The sequence below is a fragment of the Saccharothrix sp. NRRL B-16314 genome, assembly GCF_000716595.1.
Taxonomy (GTDB): Bacteria; Actinomycetota; Actinomycetes; order Mycobacteriales; family Pseudonocardiaceae; genus Actinosynnema.
Genome location: NZ_JNXC01000014.1, coordinates 70,671 through 90,844 on the forward strand (window position 1 = coordinate 70,671; position 20,174 = coordinate 90,844).

Genomic DNA, 20,174 nt, shown 5'->3' on the forward strand with positions numbered 1-20,174 from the left:
AGGACTCACGCGTCCTGAGCGTAGGACTCACGCGTCGTGAACGTAGGACTCTCGCGGGTGCTTGTCAGGGGGTGCGGTGGTTCCTATGCTCGGAAAGCGCTTGCCTGATCCCTCGACGACGGGTGGACCATGGACTTGGCTCGACGGATGCGGATCGGCGCCCTCGGCGCGGTGGCGGCGTTGCTGGTCGGCGGGTGCTTCGGCGGACGGCCGGCGGAGGGCGGCAGCGGCGGGGACGGGCCGATCCGGATCGGCGTCTCGTTACCGCTGACCGGCGACTTCTCCGAACCCGGCAAGGGCGTCCAGCGCGGCTACGAGGCCTGGGCGAAGCACGTCAACGAGAACGGCGGACTGCTGGGACGCCAGGTCGAGCTGACCGTCCTGGACGACCAGTCCAACGCCGACCGGGTCGCCGCCGACTACGAGAGGCTCATCAACTCCGACCGCGTCGACCTCGTCTTCGGCCCGTTCTCCACCCGGCTCGTCATCCCGGCCGCGCAGGTCGCGCGCGACTACGGCTTCCTGTTCGTCGAACCGGCGGGCGCCGCGGCCGAGGTGTTCGAGCAGGGCTTCGAGAACCTGTTCTACGCCGCGCCCGCCGTCGCCCAGGACCACTACGACCACCTGGCCGAAGCGATCATCGCGATGCCCGAGGCCACCCGCCCCAGGACGGCGGCGTACGCGGCGATGGACGACCCGTTCGCCCAGGGAACCGCCAACGGGCTCAAGGAGAAGCTGGCCGAGGCGGGCATCCGGACCGTGGTGGACGAGGTGTACCCGCCCAACACCACCGACTTCGGCTCCATCGCCGCCAAGATCGCCGACTCGCGCGCGGACGTCGTGGTCGGCGGCACGCAGTACCAGGACGCGGTGAACCTCATCGTCGCGTTGCGCCAGCTCGGCTACCAGCCGAAACTGGCCGCGTTCTCCACCGCGCCGACCAATCCGGAGTTCCCCGCGGCGATCGGCGCGCAGACCGAGGGCATCCTGTCCCCGACCGGCTACACGCCCGAGGCGGACTACCCGTCCAACAATGAGTTCGTGGACTTCTACACCCGCGAGCACAACACCGCCCCCACCGAGGACGAGGCCAACGCCTGGACCACCGGCCAGGTCGTCGCCGCCGCCGTCAACGCGGCCGGCTGCGCGGACCCGTCCCCGGAGTGCCAGCGGAAGCTGATCGACTGGCTGCACGGCAACGAGGTGCAGACCGTCGTGGGACCGTTGAAGTGGGACGCCGTCGGACGCCCGCAGGGCGCGCACCTGATCCAGCAGTACGTCGGCGGCGAGATCCGCATCGTGCTGCCCGCCGACGCGGAGGAAGCAGAGCTGGTCTACCCGAAGCCCGCGTGGTGAGACCGGGTGTCCCTCGTCTTCCAGAGCCTCGTCCTGGGCGTGCTCATGGGCGGCCTGTACGCCCTGCTGGCCGCCGGTCTCACCCTCTACTTCGGCGTGATGCGGGTGGTGATGATCGCGCACTCCGCGTTCCTCGTGCTGGCCGCGTACCTGGCGTGGACGTTCACCGTCCACACCGGACTGGACCCGATGCTGTCGCTGCTCGTGACGGTGCCGCTGTTCTTCGCCCTCGGCGTCGCGGTGCAGCGCCTGCTGGTGGCACGGCTGCGCCCGGCGACGTTGACGATGATGTCCGTGCTGCTGACGTTCGCCGTGGCGCTGGTGGTGGAAGGCCTGCTGGGGTTCGTCTTCAGCGGAACGCACCGCCGCATCCCGCTGTCCTACTCGGGCGCGCGGCTGGAGCTGTTCGGGGCGAGCGTCGCGCTGGTCAAGCTGATCGCGTTCGGGCTGGCCGTGGTGACGCTGGCCGGGTTGCACGTGCTGCTCAAGGTGACCCGGTTCGGCCAGGCGCTGCGGGCGACGATGCAGCACCGCGAGGCGGCACGGCTGCTCGGTGTGGACACCGACCGGGTGGCCGGGTTCGGCTTCGGGCTCGGCCTGGCCACCGCCGCCGTCGGCGGCACCGCGCTGGCGTTGGACTCCACGATCTACCCGTCACTGCACTGGCACTGGATCGGTCCGCTGATGGCGATCATCGTGGTCGGCGGGCTGGGCAGCGTGGCGGGGGCGGCCGTCGCGGCGTTGGTGCTGGGCGTCGGCCAGAACCTGCTCCAGCTCCCGCTCGGCACGACGTGGGCGCAGACGTTCTTCTACGCCGCGTTGTTCCTCACGCTGATCCTGCGTCCGCAGGGGTTCTTCGGAGGCCGCCTTGCGCAGCGGTTCTGAGACTTTCGTGAAGGCGGCCGGGTTGGTCGGCCTGGCCGGGCTGGTGGTCGCGTTCCCCGGTCTCGCCTCGGACCCGTTCGTGCTGTCGGTCGGCGTGGTGATCATCAGCTACGCGGTGCTGGCCACGGCGTGGAACTTCGTTGGCGGGTTCACCGGGTACATCTCGCTGGGCCACGCGGCGTACTCGGGTCTGGGCGGCTACGCCACCGGGCTGCTGATCCTGCGCGCGGACGTGAACCCGTGGGTCGCGCTGCTGCTCGGTGGGCTGGTGGTGGCGGTGCTCGCCGTGCCTGTCGGTATCGCCGCGCTGCGGGTGCGAGGTGCGTCGTTCGTCATCGTGTCGATCGCGTTGGTGCTGGTCCTGCTGCTGGTGTTCCAGAGCTGGGAGTCGGTGACCGGCGGATCGGACGGGCTGCGCGTGCCGCGCCCGTTCGACGCCGACGTGCTGCGGCCCGAGCAGCACCAGCGGTTCTTCCACCTGCACGCCGTGCTGCTCGCCGTGATGCTGCTGTGCTGGTGGGTGATCGACCGGTCGCGGTTCGGGATGGGGCTCAAGGCGATCCGGGAGGACGAGGACAAGGCGCGATCGCTCGGCGTGCCGACGGTCCGGTACAAGCTGGCGGCGTTCGTGGTGTCGGCGTTCTTCACGGCGCTCGGCGGTGGTCTGTACGCGCTGTGGTTCGGGTTCCTGGACCCGATCTTCCAGTTCTCGATCCTGGTGGGCTCGAACATGGTGCTGATGAGCCTGCTCGGCGGGGTGCGCAGCCTGTTCGGGCCGCTGGTCGGCGCGGTCGTCGTCGGGTACGCCACCGAGTTCTTCAAAGCGCAGTACGGCGATACGCAGATGCACTTGGTCGCGATGGGCGTGCTGCTCGCGGTGGTCGTGTTGTTCCTGCCGGACGGGATCATCCCCGCTGTCCGAGGGCTCCTCGCCCGTCTCCGTCCCGGGCAGGCTTCCATCCGTGAGGTCACGCAGGAGGAGTTGGCAGCGGAGGTGCGCCGGTGAACGGGTTGCGCGTCGCGGGTCTGACCAAGTCGTTCGGCGGCGTGCGGGCGGTGGACGAAGCGTCGGTGACGTTCCGGCACGGCCGGATCAACGCGCTGATCGGGCCCAACGGGTCGGGCAAGACGACGTTCTTCAACTGCGTCACCGGGATGGTGAAACCGGACGCGGGCACGGTCACGTACCACGGCCGTGACATCACCGGGCGTGGGGCGCACAAGATCGCGCACGCGGGTATCGGCCGCAGCTTCCAGCTGTGCCGGGTGTTCCCCCGGCTGACCGCCGTGGAGAACCTGCTGGCGGCGGTGCGGCCCGGGTCGGTGTTGCGGGCGTTGGCACCGGCTCGGCTGAAAGCCGATGTGGACCGGGCGCTGGCGTTGTTGACCCGTGTCGGGATCGAGCACCTGGCCGACGTGGAGGCCCGTGACCTGTCGTACGGCCAGCAGAAGTTGCTGGAACTGGCGGGCGTGCTGATGGCTGATCCGGAGACGATCCTGCTGGACGAGCCCGCCGGTGGGGTGAACCCGGCGTTGATCGAGCGCATCGGGGTGCTGGTGCGCGAGTTGAACGCGGAAGGCCGGACGTTCCTGATCGTGGAGCACAACATGGACTTGGTGATGAGCTTGTCCGATCACGTGGTCGTGTTCGACCGGGGGCGTCCGATCGCCGAGGGTCCGCCGGACGCGGTGCGCGCCGACCCCGTCGTGCTGGCGGCTTACCTTGGCGGCTGACCTGCTGGAACTCGTCGACGTCGAGGCCGGGTACGGGCGTGCGGCGTTGGTGCTGCGCGGGTTGACGGTGCGCGTGCCGCCTGCGTCCGTGGTGTGCCTGGTCGGGCCGAACGGCGCGGGGAAGTCCACTGTGCTGAAGGTGGCCAGTGGGCTGCTCGCGCCGCGCGGCGGGCGGATCGTGCTCGACGGGCGTGACGTGACGGGGCGTGGGCCGCAGTCGTTGCTGGCGGCCGGTCTGTCGCACGTGCTGCAAGGGCACAGCGTGTTCCCCGAGATGACGGTGGGGGAGAACGTCCTGCTCGGCGCGTACACGGTGCGGGACAAGGTTCGGGTGGCCGAACGGGTGGACTTCGTCCGGACGCTGTTCCCGGTGGTGGGGGCGCGTTGGGACGCGTTGGCCGGTGCGTTGTCGGGCGGGCAGCAGAAGCAGGTGGAGTTCGCCCGTTCGCTGATGGTCAGCCCGCGGGTCGTGCTGCTGGACGAGCCGTCCATGGGCCTGGACCCGAAGGCGACCGCGACCGTGTTCGAGCAGATCACGCGCATGCGTGACGCGGGCACCGCGGTGCTCTTGGTCGAGCAGAACGCCCGTCGCGCCCTGGAGATCGCCGACCAGGGCTGCGTCCTGGACCTCGGCCGCGTCCACCTCAGCGGCCCCGCCCCCGCCCTCTTGACCAACCCCCGCTTGGGCGACCTCTACCTAGGCCACCCCCCACCGTGAGTCCTACGTTCCGGTCCCGTGAGTCGTACCTTCAGAACACCCGTGTCCTACGTTCGCGTCCCCCGAATTCAACGCTCACGACGGCCGGCCGTGTTCTGAGCGTTGAACTCGGGGGTTCGGAACGTAGGACTCACCGGACGCGAACGTAGGACTCGCGTGTTCTGAAGGTACGACTCACGCGACGTGAACGTAGGACTCACGCGGGGTCAAGGCTGCGACGTGCGGAACTTGTCGAGGACTCGGCGTTCGCGCTTGGTGGGGCGGCCGGCGCCGCGTTCACGGCGGGCGACCGGTGCGGGTGCCTCGGTCGGCTTCGGCGGTGGCGGGGTCCGGTCGATCAGGCACGCGGCGGCGTCGGCGGCGCCCACGCGTTTCTGGATCACCCGCACGACCTCCACGATCCGGGTCGTGTCACCCACTCGTGCGCGCACCTCGTCACCCGGGACCACGGTCGTCGCGGGCTTCGCCGGCCGGTCGTTGACGCGCACGTGTCCACCCCGGCAGGCCGCCGCGGCGTCGGATCGGGTCTTGGTCAGTCGGACCGCCCACAGCCAGCGATCCACACGGGTGGACTCCACCCGTACATCATGGCCTGCCGACGCCCGGACCGGGCAACTCGACCACGGTCCACGACGGCCGTTGCGGACCGCGGGTCGTTCGTGGCACGTTGTAGGTGAGCTCGACCTGGAAGACCGGCGGCCCGCACGCCCGCGGCACATCCGGACCACTGCGCTCCCGCCGGTCACCACCGGCGAGGAGGAGAGCGCATGACCCGGCACCGCCTGGTGTCCGTCCCGTTGGCAGTCCTGTCCCTGGTGGTCCCGGCGCTGGTCGCGCTACCGGTACCGGCCGCCGCGGACGCCCTGTCCCTGTCCAACTTCCAGCTGCGCCCGAACGCCTACGGCACCGCGCTGCGCGACCGCGCCGACGCCCTGCCCCTGGTGAAGGCCACCGTCACCAACGTCATGAACGACCTGAACCGCGTTGACGACGACGACCCCGCCGGTCTCGGTGAAGCGTGCGAGCCGGCGGCCGTCGCCGGTGGCAGCTCGGTGGCGATCGCGCAGAGCGTCTGCTTCAACGACGGCGACAACGCGACCTCCGAGTGGTACCCGCAGGGCGTCACCACGGTCGCCGACATGCAGTCCGACCAGCAGTGGGGCGACGGCCACCGCCCCGTCCTGGTGAGCTGGTACGACCACGACAACAACGCCGACGGCATGGTCAAGGGCGTTCGGATCAGCTTCATGAACCCCGAGTCCGGCGCCTACCGGCACGTCCTGCTGGTCTACCCGCGCGAGACCTCCGGAATCATCGACTACGACTCGATCCGGGTATCGCAGGACCCCACCAGCGGCGACTACTCCACGGCACTGCACGCCGGCGGCATCGTCTGGTACGGCAACTACCTGTTCGTCGCCGACACGGCGCGCGGCTTCCGGATGTTCGACGTCCGCCGCATCTTCGACCTCGGCGCCTCGGAGAACGGGACGACCAGCGGGCCGCACCTGGTCGGGTACCACCAGGGCACCTACTACGGCTACGGCTACCGGTACGTCATGCCGCAGATCGGCTCCTGGACGCGGACCGCCGACACGGGCACCAAGTGCACCGAGTCGGACCAGTCGCCGAACTTCTCGCACACCTCCCTCGACCGCAGCGGCACGGACCACCTGCTGGCGGGCGAGTACTGCGCCGGCGGCGAGGCGACGAACGGCCGGGTGGCCGGGTGGCCCATGGCGGGGGCGTTCAGCGGTGGCGAACTGGTCATGGACCCCGACTACCGGTGGAACGCCGACGCCGCGCACCGGCTGCCGGTCAGCAACGTCCAGGGCGCGACCAGGTTCGACGGCAGGTGGTACCTGAGCCAGAGCAACGGCGTCGACAACGCCGGCACGCTCTACACCACCGCCAGGCCGTCGTCGGCCACGGGACCGCTACAGGTGACAGGCAGCCAGTCGCTGAGCATCGGCCCGGAAGACCTGTCGCACTGGCCGAACGGCACCGCCACCAGCCCGACCCGCGGCACGTTCTGGACGGTGGGGGAGCACCCGGGCAAGCGGATGGTCTACTCGGTCATCCCGGCCACCTGACGTAAACCGGCGGCGGGCACACGCGGTGCCCGCCGCCGGTCCGGTCACGCGGCGCCGCAGAGCGCGTGGTCGATCAGGTCGACCGTGACGTCCTTGTCGGGCGTGGGCGCGTCCGGCTTCGGCACCAGGGAGTCGGTGTTGATCGACACCATCACGCTGCGCGTGCCATCCGACGAGACGCCGTTGCGGGTCATGAAGCCGTGGATGTTGCCGCCGTGCGACCAGTGGCCACCGCACGAGTTCGGGATCCACATGATCCCGAGGCCGTACCGGGCGCCCGGCCACGCCGGGTCCAGCGCGGGCGTGCGCAGGGTGTTCGTCATCTCGGCGAGCTGTGCGGGCCGCAGCACCTTCCCGCCGACCAGCGCCTTGAGGAACTTGTTGCCGTCGTCCGTGGTGCTGATCATGTCACCGGCCGCGCCGCCGAACGACGGGTTGTACGTGGTCACGTCGATCGGCTCGCCGAAGCGCGGGTCGGCCGGGTCGGCCTCCAGACCCTTCTCCCGGAACCGCTCGTAGGCCACGGCGTGCGGCCTGGGCAGGTACGGGGACGTGCCCGGCAGCGAGGTGTCGCGCAGGCCGAGCGGTTCGACGATGCGGGTGCGCACCTCGTGCTGCCAGGTGTGCCCGGTGACCCGTTCGATGATCATGCCGGCGAGGATGTAACCGGTGTTGGAGTACGCCCAGTCGGCGCCGGGCGCGAAGTTCGGTGCCTGCTGCACCGCCAGCGCGACCATCTGCTCCGGCGTCACGGTCCGGAACCGGATCCGCTGGAACTCGTCCTCCAGGAACAGCTCCGGCATCCTGCCGACGAAGTCGGGGAGGCCGCTGGTGTGCTGCAACAGCTGCCGCACGGTGATCTTCGTGCCATCGTTGCCGTTGCCGTCGACGACACCGGGCAGCCAGCGGTCGACCGTGTCCTCAAGGGACAGTCGGCCCTCGCCGACCAGCTGCAACACGGTCGCCGCCACGAACGTCTTGGTGTAGCTGCCGATGCGGAACTTCGCCCGCCACGGCACGGGAGTCCGCGCGTCGACGTTGCCGTGACCACTCCGGACCCGAACGTCGCCGCGTGGCGTGTCGACCTCCACCAGCACGCCCGGTGCGCCTTGGTCGAGCAACGCGTCCGCGTGCCGCTGGAGAGTGCCGTGACGGTGGTCAGCGCTCGCAGCGCTCGCGGTGCCCGCTGTGGTGGTGCCCAGCACCGCGATCATCACTGCCGCACAAAGTCGTTTCATGTCACCGAACGTTAAGCACACGGCGGTCTCGCGTCGTCGCCCCACGACGGCATCTTCGACTACCCCGGTGGGGGTAGCGGGTGGTCCACCCACAGGGTGGCGACGGACGCACCGCCCCGCCACTACCGTGGACTGGTGCTGGCGAAACTCAACCCGATCCGGCTGGACGTGCTGCTGGCGGTGGTGCTGACCTGGTTGACCCTGGCCACGACGGTGAGCCACACCGGCGGTCACATCGGCTGGGTGGCGTACGTGCTCGCGGCGCTCACCGTCGCGCCGATCGCGCTGCGCCAGGTCGCGCCGGTGGCGACGATGATCGTCATGATGGGGGCGCTGGCGGGGTACAGCCTGCTGGAGTTCGACGGTCTGCCCAGCGCCGGGTTGGGTGCTCTGGTGGGCATGTTCACCGTGGCGACCCTGCGTTCCCGGCTGGTGGCCGTGCTCGTGTTCCTGGTGGCGGCGTCCGTCGTGGTGGTCGCCTACCTGCGGCTTTCCGGGATGATCGCGTGGTCCGAGGTCGTGCAGTCGATCGTCGTCGTGATCGGTGCGTGGGTGTTGGGCGAAGGTACGAAGCGGTGGGCGGAACGCGCGGAGCGGCTGGCCGAGGACGCGGCGCGGGCGGTCGCGGAGGAACGGGTGCGCATCGCGCGCGAGCTGCACGACATCGTCGCGCACCACATGTCGGTGATCTCGCTCCAGGCCGGATTGGCGCAGTACGTGCTGGACACGGACCTGCCGACCGCGCGCAAGGCGATCACGACCGTGGGGGACACGAGCCGTGAGGCGTTGACCGAGATGCGCCGCCTGCTGGATGTCCTACGAGTGGACCAGGACGACGACTACCGTCCGCAACCAGGCCTGGCGGCGCTGGACGACCTGGTGGAGCGGGCGCGCGGCGCGGGGTTGCCGGTGGAGGTGGTGATCACGGGGGACGTTCGCGAGCTCCAGCCGGGACCGGACCTGTGCGCTTACCGGGTGGCGCAGGAGTCTCTGACGAACGTGCTCAAGCACGCCGGACCGGCCAAGGCCAGGATCGATGTCGATTACGGCGAGCAGACGCTCATGGTCAAGGTGACCGACAACGGCGGGGTTCCCGACCGTGGGATTTCTGACGCCGGGGTTTCCGACGGTGGGGTTCCTGACGGCGGGCATTCCGACGGTAGGGCGACCACCGGGGCCAGGACTAGTGGGGCCGGGAACGGCGGGATTGGGAACAGTGGGAGCGGGGACAGTGGGAGCGGGGACAGCGGGGCTGCGCATGGTTGGGTCGCGAACGATGGCGCGGCGGCGGGCAGGGCGATGGACAGCGGGGCGGCGGCGTACAAGGTGGCGAACAACAAGGCGGTGAACAGGGCTGCGGTGAACAGGGGGGCGGTGAACAGGGGGGCGGGGGGCAGGGTGGTGAACAGAGCCGCGGCGGAGTACCCGTCGCACGGCATCCGCGGTATGCGGGAACGCGCTGAGTTGTACGGGGGAGTGCTCACCGCCGGTCCGTTGCCGGGAGGCGGGTTCGGCGTGGTCCTCCGACTGCCGATGGCGGAGGTGGCGGCCCGATGACGATCCGCGTGCTCGTCGCCGACGACCAGGCGCTGATCCGCGCCGGCCTCGTCGCCCTGTTCACCGCCGCGCCCGGGTTCGAGGTCGTGGGCGAGGCCGCCGACGGCGAGCAGGCGGTGGCCCTGACCGCCGAGACCGCGCCCGACGTGATCCTCATGGACATCCGGATGCCCGTGCTGGACGGCATCGGCGCCACCCGCCGAATCCTGGCCCACCACCGCGAAGACCCACCGCGCGTGGTCATGCTGACGACGTTCGACCTGCCGGAATACGTCTACACCGCGTTGGGCGAGGGCGCCGCCGGCTTCCTGGTCAAGGACACCCCGCCGGAACGCATCATCTCGGCGGTCCGCACCATCGCCGGCGGCGACATCCTGATCGCGCCGCACATCACCCACCGGCTGATCGAGACGTACGCCCAGCACCACCGGGCGACCACCGTGGGCGCACCCCACCTGGCCGCCCTGACCACGCGGGAGACCGAGGTGCTGCGCCTGGTCGGCAACGGGCTGACCAACGGGCAGATCGCCCAGCGCCTCGTGCTCAGCGAGGCCACGGTGAAAACGCACGTCAAGCGCATGATGGGCAAACTCGCCCTGTCCAGTCGCGCGCAGGCCGTCGTCGTCGCCTACGAAACCGGCCTCATCGTCCCGACCTCGCCGAACGCCGAACGGTCCAGGTGATCCCGGGGCAGTTCAGGGCTCCGGAACCGGACCAACAGACGGCCGGACAGCAGGCCGTGTGAGGCCCGCCGGTCGGCTGTCCTAGCATCCGCGGGTGGACAAGACGCGGGTCGGGTGTTGGTCGGTCGCCGTGCTCGTCCTGGCGCAAACGCTTTCCACCCTGCTGACCGGAGGCCTGCCCGAGCTGCGGTTCGTCGGCGTCGCGTTCAACGCCGTCGCCGCGTTCTCCACCTACCTGCTGCTCCGCCGCCCGGACCGCAACCGCTGGCCCCTCGTGGCTTGGTCCGCCGGCTTCTTCGGCTGGCACGTGACCGGCCTGCTCGGCCTGGCGGGCATCGTCACGACCGGCCTGGACCCGGTGTTCAGCCTCGGTATCGAGCACCAGCTGTCGATCCTCTACCACGCCGTCCTGGCCACGATGGCGGGCTTCGCGGTCCACCTGCTCCTGCCCCGGCCGAAGGAACGTTGACGGTCAGGCATCGCGCAGCCGAAGCAGCAGACCACCCCCCGACAACGCTCCCGCCGCCCACAGGCTGAGCACCCCGAGACCCGCCCAAGGACCGATCGGCAGGCTGTCGAGACCGGTCGTCGCCTGCACGGCCAGACCTGCAGTCATCGGGCTGATCCGCTGGAGCCGCTCGACCCAGTCCGGGTCCGACACCACGGCCGCGACGATCGGGAACAGGTACAGCAGCCCGAGCACGATCCCGATCGCCGCCGCCGCGTCGCGCACGGCCGTGGCCACGCCCAGGCTGAGCAGACCAACCAGCACCAGGTAGAGGACCGAGCCGACCGCCGCCCGCAGCACCGGCCCGTCCGCCAGCGACAGCACCGCGTGCCCGTGCGCCTCGGTGAAACCGTTGTCCCGCAGGATGAACCGTCCGGCCAGCACCGACACCAGCACCGCCGCCGAGCCTGCCACCAGCACCAGCGCGCCGACCACGGCGGCTTTGGCTACCAGCACCGTGGACCGGCGCGGTATTGCCGCTAACGTCACCCGGATCATCCCGGTGCCGTACTCGCCGCCGACTGCCGACACCGCCAGCACGGCGACGACGACCTGGCCGAACGCGATCCCGCTCAGGCTGATCTTCGCCGGATCCTGCCCGCACCCCACCCCGGAGCAGTTGACGGCGAACGACGACGCCACGCCCAGCCCCACCGTCAGCAGCACCACCGCTGCCAGCAGCCAGCCCGTCCCCGCGACGGTCCGCAGCTTCGTCCACTCCACGCGCAGCGCTTCCTTCACGCGTCCCTCCTCCGCAGCGCGAGCGTCGCCACTCCGAGTGCGAGCGCGGTGTAGCCGCACAGCACCGCGAATCCCGCGGACGGGCTGAGCGGGAAGTAACCGTCGGCAGGGGCGTAAGCGGCCGTGACCTGCGCGTACTCGGGCAGGCTCTGCTGAACGGCGAACGCGGCGGCCGGCGTGACCCGCAGGAGCCAGTCCGATGGGCCGGAAGGCAGGACCGAGGCGATAGCCAGGATGTACGGCAGCACCATCACCACGATGACGACACTCACCGCGCCCGCGCTGCGCCGCAGCACCGTGCCGACCGCCAGGCTGAACACCGCCGCGACCGCCAGCAACGCCGCCGTGCCGATCACCACCCGCAGTTCCGTCGCCGTGGGCACGGTGAACATGAAGTGCCCCTTGTCCCGCTGCACCGCCCGGGCCAGCGGCACCGCGACCGACGCCGCGACCAGCCCGGTGACGAACGTGACCGACCAGAGCACCACCGCCTTCGCCGCCAGCACCCGACCGCGACGGGGGCTCGCGCTGAGGCTCGTGCGGATCAGCCCGCGCCGGTACTCGGACGTCATGAACGTCGAAGCCACCACGATGATCGCGATCAGCCCGGCGAACGCGCCCACCAGCCCGCTCTCGACCGTCGTGCCGAGACCACCCCGGCCGGCCACGATCGGCGCGATGTTGCCGGACCCGCTCACCGTGACCCCGTCGCCGCTCTCCTGGAAACCGATGTCGTCGCCACCCGGCCCCCCACCGATGTCCTCACCGGTCCACGTGTCGTCCGGCCACCCGCCCTGGAGGGAGATCCGGTCGAACTCGGCGGTCGCCCGCGTCGGGTAGCTCCTGCCGCTGGCGCCCGCGAACGACTCGGTGATCACCTCGTGCTGGGGGGACGCGGCGAACATCCCGGCCCGCACGGTCGACGGGAGTCCGGGCAGCGTCACCGTGCCGACGAGGTGCCAGTTCGCGCCGTCGGCCGACTCGTGGCCGGCGATCGTGTCACCGGAGCGGGTCAACCGCAGCCAGCTCGGCCGTGTGAACAGCGTTCCCGCGATGTCCCCGGTGTAGTTGTGCTGCATCCGCACGCCGTTCTCACCGGTGACCGCCAGTGCCGCGTACTGGGAACCGGGGGTGGTGCTCTCCTTGATGATGATCCCGGCCTTGGTCCACGGTTGCAGGCCGCTCACCGGGTTCTGACCGTCCGAAGAGGACACCGCGGTCAGCGACGTCATCCGGGCGGTGATGCTGCCGTCCCCGGTCAACGACCGGTGGGCGAAGGAGAAGTTGTCGTGCACCGGCACGCCGCCCGGACCCATCGGCGGTGTCATGCCCGCGCACGGCCCGCCGTCCGGCCCGCTGCACGAGATGTTGCTCGCCGCCGCTCCGAACAACCCGATCAGGACGGTGACCAGCGCCGCCGCCACCAGGCCGATCACCCAGCCGCGCACGGTCCGGAACTTCGTCCACTCGGCGCGCAGCAACTGCCCGAACCCGTCCCGCCCGACCTGCACCCCGGAGCGGAACGGCGTCGTGGTCGCGGTCATCGCGCCGACTCCTGGATCTCGGCGGCGTGGTACTCGACCGCGTCCCTGGTCAGCTCCATGTACGCCTCTTCGAGTGACGCGCGGTGCGCCGACACCTCCGAGAACGGCACCGCGCTCCCTCCGAGCAGGGCGACCACGCGCTCGCCGGACAGCCCGGTCACGGTGAGCGTGTCGGCTCCGGTGACGGCGACCGTGGCGCCCGCGCCGGCGAGCACCGTCACGGCCTGGGTGCGGGCGCTGGTGCGCAACGTGACCCGGTCACCCGACGCGGACTCGATCAGCTCGGACACGCCGACGTCCGCGATGACCTTGCCCCGGCCGACGATCACCACGTGGTCCGCGGTGTCCTGGAGTTCGCTCATCAGGTGGCTGGACACCAGCACAGCCCGGCCCTCGGCGGCCAGCGACCGCAGGAAACCGCGCATCCACCGGATGCCCTCGGGGTCCATCCCGTTGACCGGCTCGTCCAGCACCAGCACCGGCGGGTCGCCGAGCAGCGCCGACGCGATCCCCAGCCGCTGCCTCATGCCGAGCGAGTAACCGCCCGCCCTGCGCCGGATCGCCGACGCCAGGCCGACCTGCTCGACCACTTCGTCCACCCGCCGCGCGCCGAGGCCCTGCGAGTGGGCCAACCACAGCAGGTGGTTGCGGCCGGTGCGGCTCGGCTGGAGCGCGGACGCGTCCAGCAGCGAGCCGACCTGCCGCAGCGGGTGCCGGAGGCTCCGGTACGGCCGACCTCCGACCAGCGCCTGGCCCGCCTCGACCGAGTCCAGACCCAGGATCGCCCGCATCGTGGTGGACTTGCCCGCGCCGTTGGGGCCGACGAAGCCGGTGACCTTGCCCGGTGCGACGGTGAACGTCATCCCGTCCAGCGCCACGGTCGACCCGAACCGCTTGCGCAGCCCGGTGACTTGGATCGTTGCTTCCATGGCGAGAAGGCTAGGCAGCAAGGGCGGGTCCGGTCGTCACGCTGGAGAGCCGTTCTCGGTATGGCTGACGTGGGGGAGATTTGGGGTCGAGCATCCCTCCCGTGAGGGATGCAAGAGTCACCGCCTGCGGTGACGCGCGATCGTCGACAGACGGCCACAATGATCAGCGTGAGCAAAGAGAGCGACTGGGTACTGCGGTTCGCCGCGTCCCCGCGCGCCCCGGTCGTGGCCGGGGTGCTGCTGGGCGCGGTGGCGGTGGCCGAGTCGGTCGTGCACGCCGTGACCAGGGGTGTGGACGTCCGACTCGTCCTGGTCGTCGGTCTGCTGGCGGCGGCCACCACGGTGCCGCTCGCCATCCTGCGGCCCGCTCCCGCCGCCATCACCGCCACGGCGGCGGCCGTGCTGTCGCTCGGGTTGTTCCACAGCTTCACCACCGCGGGCCTCTGCGCGCAGACGATGGTGCTCTACCGGTTGGGCCGGGTCGGCGGGCACAACCTGGCCACCTTCCTGGCCGCCCCGTTCCTGGTGCTGGCGCTGCTCGGCGGCGGCTACCTGGCCGCGTTCACGGCCTTGTTCGCGCCGGTCGCGGTGTGGCTGGGATTCGCCCTGTCGGCCCGCGGCGAGGCGCAGGCGAACCACGCCGCCCGGCAGGCCGTCGTGGAAAGCCTGCGGGAGCACACCGCGCGCGGCGAACGGGCGCGGATCGCCCGCGAGCTGCACGACGTGGTCGCGCACCACATCTCCATGATCGCCGTGATGGCGGAGACGGCCCGGCTGACCACGCCCGGCATGCCCGCTGCCGGCGCGCAGCGGCTGTCCGAGATCGGCGACACCGCGCGGGCCGGGCTGACCGAGATGCGCCGGCTGCTCGGCGTGCTGCGCGAGGACGCGCCCGAAGAGGCGGCCGACCGGCGGCCCCAACCCGGCCTGCACCAGCTCAACGAACTGCTGGACCAGGCCCGGGAAACGTCCGGCGCCGGCACGCGGCTCATCGTCTCGGGGAGCCCGGCGGACCTCGACCCGGGCGTGGAGCTGGCCGCGTACCGCATCATCCAGGAAGCCCTCACCAACGCACGGCGGCACGCGCCCGGCGCGGCGGTCGACGTGGAGCTGCACTACACGGAGTCGTTGCTGCGGTTGCGCATCCGCGACAACGGACCCGGTCCACCTGGCACGACACCGCTCGGCGGGCCGGGGCACGGGCTGACGGGCATGCGTGAACGGGTGGCGGCCGTCGGCGGTCGGCTGCACACCGGCGCGACCTCCGTGGGTGGCTTCCTGGTGGAGGCCTCCCTCCCGGCAGGGGCGGTCCGGTGAACGCCGTCCGCATCGTGGTCGCCGACGACCACCAGGTGATCCGCGCCGGGTACGCCTCGCTGCTCGACACGGAGCCGGACTTCACCGTCGTCGGCGTCGCGTCCGATGGTCGGGAGGCGGTGCGGCTGTGCCGCGAACTGTCGCCCGATGTGGTGCTCATGGACGTGCGGATGCCGGGGATGGACGGCATCGAAGCGACCCGGCAGCTGGAGGGCGGGCCGCGCGTCCTGATCATGACGACCTTCGACCTCGACGAGTACGTCTACGACGCGTTGCGCGCGGGTGCCAGCGGGTTCCTGCTCAAGGACGTGACCGGGGAGCAGCTGTTCGACGCCGTGCGCGTCATCGCGGCGGGGGAGGCGCTGCTGGCGCCGACCGTCACCCGCCGCCTGATCGCCGAGTTCACCCGGCTGCGCCCCGAACCACCGGCCTCGACCCTCCCCGCCCTCACCCCGCGCGAGACGGAGGTGCTGCGGCTGGTGGCCGAAGGCCTGTCCAACCCGGAGGTCGCGGCCCGGCTGTTCATCACCGAGGAGACGGTGAAGACGCACGTCAGCCGGGTGCTGGGCAAACTGGGCCTGCGCGACCGCACTCAGGCCGTGGTGGCCGCCTACGAGTCGGGTCTGGTCGTGCCCCGGTTCCGGTCCTCGTGATGTCACCCGGTCGAGGCATCCGACCCGCGGAGTCGAGGAACCGCGTCCCGGCTGCGGCAGGCGCAGCCGGGACGGTCCCGGGGGTCAGTGCGGAGACGGGACTGGTCAGAACACGGACACGCCGTACTTGCCGAGGGCTTCGGTCACCGGCTGGTAGAAGGTGGTGCCGCCGCGACGGCAGTCGCCACTGCCGCCGGAGGTGAGGCCCAGGGCCTTGCCGCCGTCGTACAGCGGGCCACCGCTGTCGCCCGGTTCGGCGCAGACGGTGGTCTGGATCATGCCGCGCACGGTTCCGCCGCCGGAGTAGTGCACGGTCACGTCGAGCGCTGTCACCGTGCCGCTCCGGGTGCCGGTGGTGCTGCCGCGCCGGGTGACCGACTCACCGACGACCGCGTCACCGGCCGACGTGATGTCCTGGCCGCCTACGGAGCCGGAGATCGTGACGGAAGTGTTGGTGTAGCGGACGATGCCGTAGTCGTTGCCGGGGAAGCTGGAGCCGGTGCGGTCGCCCAGCTTGGTGTTGTGGCCGGAGTCGGCGAACCACTCGGTCGCGGAGTCGGTGCAGTGGCCCGCGGTGAGGAAGTAGTACGTGCTGCCGCTGCGCACGTTGAACCCGAGCGAGCAGCGGTACTGCCCGCCGTAGATCGCGTCGCCGCCGGTGGTCAGCGGGGCGAACGTGCCGGCGGCCCGTTCGACGCGCGCCGCGCCGCCGGTGTCCGCCACGCTCTTGCGCAGCTTGGCGAGCGCCGACGTGCCGACCGAGCTGTCGGCCGTGACGACGACCTGGTTGGTGATGGGGTCGACCGCCAACGCCGTGCCCGGTGTGGCGGTGTCCAGCGCGGCCTTGACGTCTTCCAGTTGTCGCGCGCTGCGCGTGACGAGCCGGGGTGTCGCACCCGCCGTCCGCACGGTGGTTGCGGCAGCCGGGTCGGTGACGTTGACGATCGCGCGCCCGGCGTCGACGTGGACGCCGGCGGTGCGGTCGGGACCGAGTGACGTGAGGAGGTCGGTGGGGGAGACAGCGGCGGCGGTGGCGGTGGTCGGTACCAATGCGGCGGCGGTGATGGCGGTCGCGGCGATGACCAGGGCATTCTTGAGGGTTCTCATTGTTCCGCCCTTCTGCAGGGGCCGGGAGTGCGGGTAGGCGCACTACCTCGGACGGGTGGTGAGGTAGTCCACCTAACGGGCTGAACCCCCGCCGTGACAAGGGTGCGTTGGGCTGACACTGCGGCTGGTCCGGCCGTGGACCGGCCGCGTTGTCGACGGTGTTTCCCTGTGGTCAGCCTTGGAGGTCGTACATCTCGGTGTCGATCAGCGCGCGGCTCGTCCCGGTTTTTCTCCAGCAGTTCGAGGAGCGCGTGCGCCGCCGTGTCGGTGTCCCCGACCCCACGTCAGCAGCTCCACGTCGAGCGGATCGCCCACCCGCTTCGTGCCGCGTGGCTGGATGCGTCGGGCGAAACCGCCGGTGCCGACCGATTCACGCGGTGGCGGCTCGTCCCAGGGTGCTTTGCCGGGCGATGAGCCGGTGGCCGGCGCGGACCTCGACCCCCGGCAGCGGCTCGGCGCTGCCGATGCGGCTCAGCAGGCGCTCGACGGCGGTGGTCGCGATGGCGACCTTGTCCGGCGAGATCGTGCTGATCGTCGGGTTGGCGTACCGGCCTTCCTCTATGTCGTCGTAGCCGATCAGCGCGATGTCCTCCGGCACCCGCAACCCGCGGTCAAGGATCTCGTGCAGGGCTCCGAGCGCCACGAGGTCGGAGTAGCAGAAGGCGGCGTCCGGCGGGTCGTCGCGGTCCAGCAGGTGCCGCATGGCGCCCCAGCCGTCGGCGCGGTTGAAGCGGGGCGTGTGGATGATCAGAGACTCGTCCACCGGCAGTCCGGCGTCCGCGTGGGCCTGCCGGTAACCGAGGGTGCGCAGCTGCGCCGCCTCGCCGGTCGGGTACGGCTGGTCGCCGATGGCCGCGATCCGCCGCCTGCCCAGGTTGATCAGGTGTGCGGTGGCCTCGCGTGACGCTTCCACGTCGTCAATGCCGACGTGGTCGAAAACGCCGTTGGACGAACGCTCGCCGAGGACCACCAGCGGCAGCGTCGGGTCGCTGTCGACCAAGTCCTCCTGGGCCAGTCCCAGCGGGCTGAAGATCATGCCGTCGAACAGGAACGCCCGCGCGCCGCGCCGGATCATCTCGCGCTCGTGCGCCGGGTCGCCGTCCGTCTGGTCGATCAGCACGTTGTAGCCGCGTTCCCGCGCCCTGGGGATGATGGCCTGCAACAGTTCCGCGAAGTACGGCGTGTCCAGGTACGGCACGACCACGGCGATCTGGCCGGACCGGCCGTTGGCCAGGTTGCGGGCGAGGACGTTGGGCCGGTAGCCCAGCTCCTGGATCGCCGCCTCGACCTTCTCCCTGGTCCGCTCGGTGACCCGCGCGTAGCCGTTCACCACGTTCGAGACCGTCCGCGCGGACACGCCGGCCAGCTCTGCTACGTCACGCAGCGTGGCGTCGCGCATCGTTCTCCTCCGTTGGACCGGCGCGGCGGCCCTACCGCTACAGCGCTGCAAAACAGTGTGCCCGGCGCTCCGCCTCCGCGACAAGTCTGCGTCGCCGGCGCGTCGCAACCGTGTTGCATCTCGTTTGGATTAACTTCAGATGGGGTCTTGCAGCGCAGCAAAGCTCCGTCCATAGTCTTTTGCAGCGCAGCAAGACCCGGTGCCACGGCGGCAGTCACGATCGGTTCCCCCGAACCGTCGGTCGTGGCGCAACACCCCGACCGACCTCAGGGCACCAGATCGCGCCTCGCGGGGTCACCGCATACCTTCTGTACGTCTCGCTCACGGACCGTGATCGCGGTGGCGCATGCCCGGACGCATGCCGCGACGGAAAGGCACATTCATGCCCGGCACCACATGGTTGGCGAAACTCCGCGCAGGGCTGGCCGCCTGCGGCCTGCTCGCCGTGGCCGCCTGCGGGGGCGCCACCAGCGACGACGGCGGACCTGTGAAGGTGTCCGTCTGGGCCTGGTACCCGGAGTTCAAGGGCGTCGTCGAGGCCTTCAACGCCTCGCACAAGGACATCCAGGTCGAGTGGACCAACGTCGGCACCGGACCTGACCAGTACGCCAAGCTCAAGACGGCGTTCACGGCCGGCAAGGGCGCGCCGGACGTGGCGATGGTGGAGTTCCAGCAGATCCCCACGTTCATCATCCTCGACGCACTGGTGGACATGGGCCCACACGGAGCCAACGAGGACAAGGACCTCTACGCCGAGTGGGCGTGGAGCCAGGCCACCGACGGCGAGAAGGTCTACGCCATCCCGGTCGACGGCGGCCCGATGGCGTTGATGTACCGCAAGGACCTGTTCGACCAGCACGCCATCCCGGTGCCGACCACGTGGGCCGAGTACGCGGACGCGGCGGCGAAGATCAAGGCGGCCGACCCCGAGGGGCACATCGCCAGCTTCGGCAGCGACGGCGGCTGGATCAACGGCCTGATGTGGCAGTCGGGCTGCCGCCCGTACGGCTACTCGCAGGCCACCGCGAAGGACCAGGTGAAGATCAACCTCACCGCGCCCGAGTGCAAGCGGGTGTTCGACCTGTACGGCGACCTGGTCGAGAAGGGCCTCATGGCCAAGGACCCGTTCTTCACCGCCGACGCCACCGCCGCGCTCGACTCCGGCAAGTACTGGACGTGGGCCGCCGCCGGCTGGACCCCCGGCTACGTCGCGGGCTCGCTGAAGAACACGGCGGGCAAGTGGGCCGTCGCGCCGATGCCGCAGTGGACCGCGGGCGCCGACGAGCAGGGCGACTGGGGCGGCTCGACGTTCACCGTCACCAAGCAGGCCAAGAACCCCGCGGCGGCGACCACCGTGGCCCGCGAGCTGTTCGGCAAGTCGAAGGCCGCGTGGGACATCGGCCTGAACAAGGCGTTCCTGTACCCGCTGGTGAAGGACGTCGCGGCCGACCCGGCGTTCACCGGCAAGGCGTACGAGTTCTTCAACGGCCAGAAGGTGAACGAGATCTTCGTGCCGGTGTCGGAGAAGCTGGGCGAGTTCCAGTACACGCCGTTCCAGGACTTCGTCTTCGGCGAGCTGAACGACCGCAGCGCCGAGGCGATGTCGGGCAGCAGGTCGTGGGACTCGGTGCTGGAGGAAACGCAGAAGAACGTCGTCGCGTACGCCGAGCAGCAGGGCTTCAAGGTCAGCAAGTAGGGCTTACCTCCCGCCG

Annotated in this window: 19 protein-coding genes; 12 read left to right on the forward strand and 7 right to left on the reverse strand. The window is 70.7% G+C overall.

The annotated features are described in order from the left end of the window. Nucleotides 1-129: 129 nt before the first annotated feature. From OQ02_RS21090 to OQ02_RS21110, 5 genes are read left to right on the forward strand one after another with little or no spacing between them, the layout of a single operon-like run. Nucleotides 130-1,356 carry an amino acid ABC transporter substrate-binding protein gene (locus OQ02_RS21090; protein WP_231500143.1) on the forward strand — a complete coding sequence of 409 codons (1,227 nt, stop codon included), beginning with the start codon at nt 130-132 and terminating at the stop codon, nt 1,354-1,356. A gap of 6 nt (nt 1,357-1,362) precedes the next feature. Then, complete coding sequence (locus tag OQ02_RS21095; RefSeq protein ID WP_033440235.1) at nt 1,363-2,241, forward strand: branched-chain amino acid ABC transporter permease; 879 nt, start codon at nt 1,363-1,365, stop codon at nt 2,239-2,241. Further along, nucleotides 2,225-3,247 carry a branched-chain amino acid ABC transporter permease gene (locus OQ02_RS21100; protein WP_033440236.1) on the forward strand — a complete coding sequence of 341 codons (1,023 nt, stop codon included), beginning with the start codon at nt 2,225-2,227 and terminating at the stop codon, nt 3,245-3,247. Before OQ02_RS21095 ends, OQ02_RS21100 begins: the two co-directional genes overlap by 17 nt. Continuing rightward, nucleotides 3,244-3,975, forward strand: coding sequence for an ABC transporter ATP-binding protein (locus tag OQ02_RS21105; protein WP_033440237.1), 732 nt, complete (start codon nt 3,244-3,246; stop codon nt 3,973-3,975). The genes OQ02_RS21100 and OQ02_RS21105 overlap by 4 nt, the downstream gene beginning before the upstream one ends. Further along, the gene (locus tag OQ02_RS21110; RefSeq protein WP_051772590.1) at nt 3,965-4,693 is read left to right on the forward strand and encodes an ABC transporter ATP-binding protein; all 729 of its coding nucleotides are present in this window, start codon (nt 3,965-3,967) and stop codon (nt 4,691-4,693) included. Before OQ02_RS21105 ends, OQ02_RS21110 begins: the two co-directional genes overlap by 11 nt. Nucleotides 4,694-4,899: 206 nt before the next feature. Here the strand turns inward: OQ02_RS21110 and OQ02_RS21115 are convergent, their stop codons facing one another. After that, a complete protein-coding gene (locus OQ02_RS21115) occupies nt 4,900-5,271 on the reverse strand; it encodes an RNA-binding S4 domain-containing protein (protein WP_081915813.1) in 372 nt (123 codons plus the stop codon). A 189-nt stretch (nt 5,272-5,460) separates the two neighbouring features. Between OQ02_RS21115 and OQ02_RS21120 the strand changes: the two genes are divergently transcribed. Then, complete coding sequence (locus OQ02_RS21120) at nt 5,461-6,786, forward strand: hypothetical protein (protein ID WP_197043421.1); 1,326 nt, start codon at nt 5,461-5,463, stop codon at nt 6,784-6,786. A 44-nt stretch (nt 6,787-6,830) separates the two neighbouring features. On the opposite strand, the gene OQ02_RS21125 is transcribed toward OQ02_RS21120, so the two are convergent. Continuing rightward, on the reverse strand, nt 6,831-8,024 hold the full coding sequence (locus OQ02_RS21125; protein WP_033440239.1) for a serine hydrolase domain-containing protein: 1,194 nt from the start codon (nt 8,022-8,024) through the stop codon (nt 6,831-6,833). Between the two features lie 135 nt (nt 8,025-8,159). Between OQ02_RS21125 and OQ02_RS46745 the strand changes: the two genes are divergently transcribed. The 3 genes from OQ02_RS46745 (at nt 8,160) to OQ02_RS21140 (ending at nt 10,733) form a co-directional block, all read left to right on the forward strand. Next, complete coding sequence (locus tag OQ02_RS46745; protein ID WP_269321631.1) at nt 8,160-9,581, forward strand: sensor histidine kinase; 1,422 nt, start codon at nt 8,160-8,162, stop codon at nt 9,579-9,581. Next, complete coding sequence (locus tag OQ02_RS21135; RefSeq protein ID WP_197043422.1) at nt 9,578-10,264, forward strand: response regulator; 687 nt, start codon at nt 9,578-9,580, stop codon at nt 10,262-10,264. Before OQ02_RS46745 ends, OQ02_RS21135 begins: the two co-directional genes overlap by 4 nt. 94 nt (nt 10,265-10,358) lie before the next feature. Beyond that, nucleotides 10,359-10,733: a hypothetical protein gene (locus OQ02_RS21140; RefSeq protein ID WP_033440240.1), complete on the forward strand. Its 375-nt coding sequence runs from the start codon at nt 10,359-10,361 to the stop codon at nt 10,731-10,733. Between the two features lie 3 nt (nt 10,734-10,736). Here OQ02_RS21140 and OQ02_RS21145 read toward each other — a convergent pair whose 3' ends face one another. The 3 genes from OQ02_RS21145 to OQ02_RS21155 are packed head-to-tail and all read right to left on the reverse strand — an operon-like array spanning nt 10,737 to nt 13,986. After that, nucleotides 10,737-11,513 (reverse strand): ABC transporter permease subunit, encoded by a 777-nt coding sequence (locus OQ02_RS21145; RefSeq protein ID WP_033440241.1) that lies wholly within the window; start codon nt 11,511-11,513, stop codon nt 10,737-10,739. After that, nucleotides 11,510-13,057: an ABC transporter permease subunit gene (locus tag OQ02_RS21150; protein ID WP_033440242.1), complete on the reverse strand. Its 1,548-nt coding sequence runs from the start codon at nt 13,055-13,057 to the stop codon at nt 11,510-11,512. The genes OQ02_RS21145 and OQ02_RS21150 overlap by 4 nt, the downstream gene beginning before the upstream one ends. Beyond that, the gene (locus tag OQ02_RS21155) at nt 13,054-13,986 is read right to left on the reverse strand and encodes an ABC transporter ATP-binding protein (protein ID WP_033440243.1); all 933 of its coding nucleotides are present in this window, start codon (nt 13,984-13,986) and stop codon (nt 13,054-13,056) included. Before OQ02_RS21155 ends, OQ02_RS21150 begins: the two co-directional genes overlap by 4 nt. Nucleotides 13,987-14,154: 168 nt before the next feature. Between OQ02_RS21155 and OQ02_RS21160 the strand changes: the two genes are divergently transcribed. Then, nucleotides 14,155-15,303 (forward strand): sensor histidine kinase, encoded by a 1,149-nt coding sequence (locus OQ02_RS21160; RefSeq protein WP_197043423.1) that lies wholly within the window; start codon nt 14,155-14,157, stop codon nt 15,301-15,303. Further along, nucleotides 15,300-15,956: a response regulator gene (locus tag OQ02_RS21165; protein WP_033440245.1), complete on the forward strand. Its 657-nt coding sequence runs from the start codon at nt 15,300-15,302 to the stop codon at nt 15,954-15,956. Before OQ02_RS21160 ends, OQ02_RS21165 begins: the two co-directional genes overlap by 4 nt. A 105-nt stretch (nt 15,957-16,061) precedes the next feature. On the opposite strand, the gene OQ02_RS21170 is transcribed toward OQ02_RS21165, so the two are convergent. Then, complete coding sequence (locus tag OQ02_RS21170; RefSeq protein WP_051772592.1) at nt 16,062-17,063, reverse strand: S1 family peptidase; 1,002 nt, start codon at nt 17,061-17,063, stop codon at nt 16,062-16,064. A 370-nt stretch (nt 17,064-17,433) separates the two neighbouring features. Further along, the gene (locus tag OQ02_RS21175; protein ID WP_033440247.1) at nt 17,434-18,462 is read right to left on the reverse strand and encodes a LacI family DNA-binding transcriptional regulator; all 1,029 of its coding nucleotides are present in this window, start codon (nt 18,460-18,462) and stop codon (nt 17,434-17,436) included. 382 nt (nt 18,463-18,844) lie between these two features. Between OQ02_RS21175 and OQ02_RS21180 the strand changes: the two genes are divergently transcribed. Further along, nucleotides 18,845-20,158: an ABC transporter substrate-binding protein gene (locus OQ02_RS21180; protein WP_197043424.1), complete on the forward strand. Its 1,314-nt coding sequence runs from the start codon at nt 18,845-18,847 to the stop codon at nt 20,156-20,158. The last annotated feature ends 16 nt before the right edge of the window (nt 20,159-20,174 follow it).

Coding starts and splice junctions, on each gene's coding strand:
- OQ02_RS21120 (WP_197043421.1), top strand. CDS start 5,461: ATGACCCGGCACCGCCTGGTGTCCGTCCCGTTGGCAGTCCTGTCCCTG.
- OQ02_RS21135 (WP_197043422.1), top strand. CDS start 9,578: ATGACGATCCGCGTGCTCGTCGCCGACGACCAGGCGCTGATCCGCGCC.
- OQ02_RS21175 (WP_033440247.1), bottom strand. CDS start 18,462: ATGCGCGACGCCACGCTGCGTGACGTAGCAGAGCTGGCCGGCGTGTCC.
- OQ02_RS21150 (WP_033440242.1), bottom strand. CDS start 13,057: ATGACCGCGACCACGACGCCGTTCCGCTCCGGGGTGCAGGTCGGGCGG.
- OQ02_RS21155 (WP_033440243.1), bottom strand. CDS start 13,986: ATGGAAGCAACGATCCAAGTCACCGGGCTGCGCAAGCGGTTCGGGTCG.
- OQ02_RS21180 (WP_197043424.1), top strand. CDS start 18,845: ATGCCCGGCACCACATGGTTGGCGAAACTCCGCGCAGGGCTGGCCGCC.
- OQ02_RS21170 (WP_051772592.1), bottom strand. CDS start 17,063: ATGAGAACCCTCAAGAATGCCCTGGTCATCGCCGCGACCGCCATCACC.
- OQ02_RS21125 (WP_033440239.1), bottom strand. CDS start 8,024: ATGAAACGACTTTGTGCGGCAGTGATGATCGCGGTGCTGGGCACCACC.
- OQ02_RS21090 (WP_231500143.1), top strand. CDS start 130: ATGGACTTGGCTCGACGGATGCGGATCGGCGCCCTCGGCGCGGTGGCG.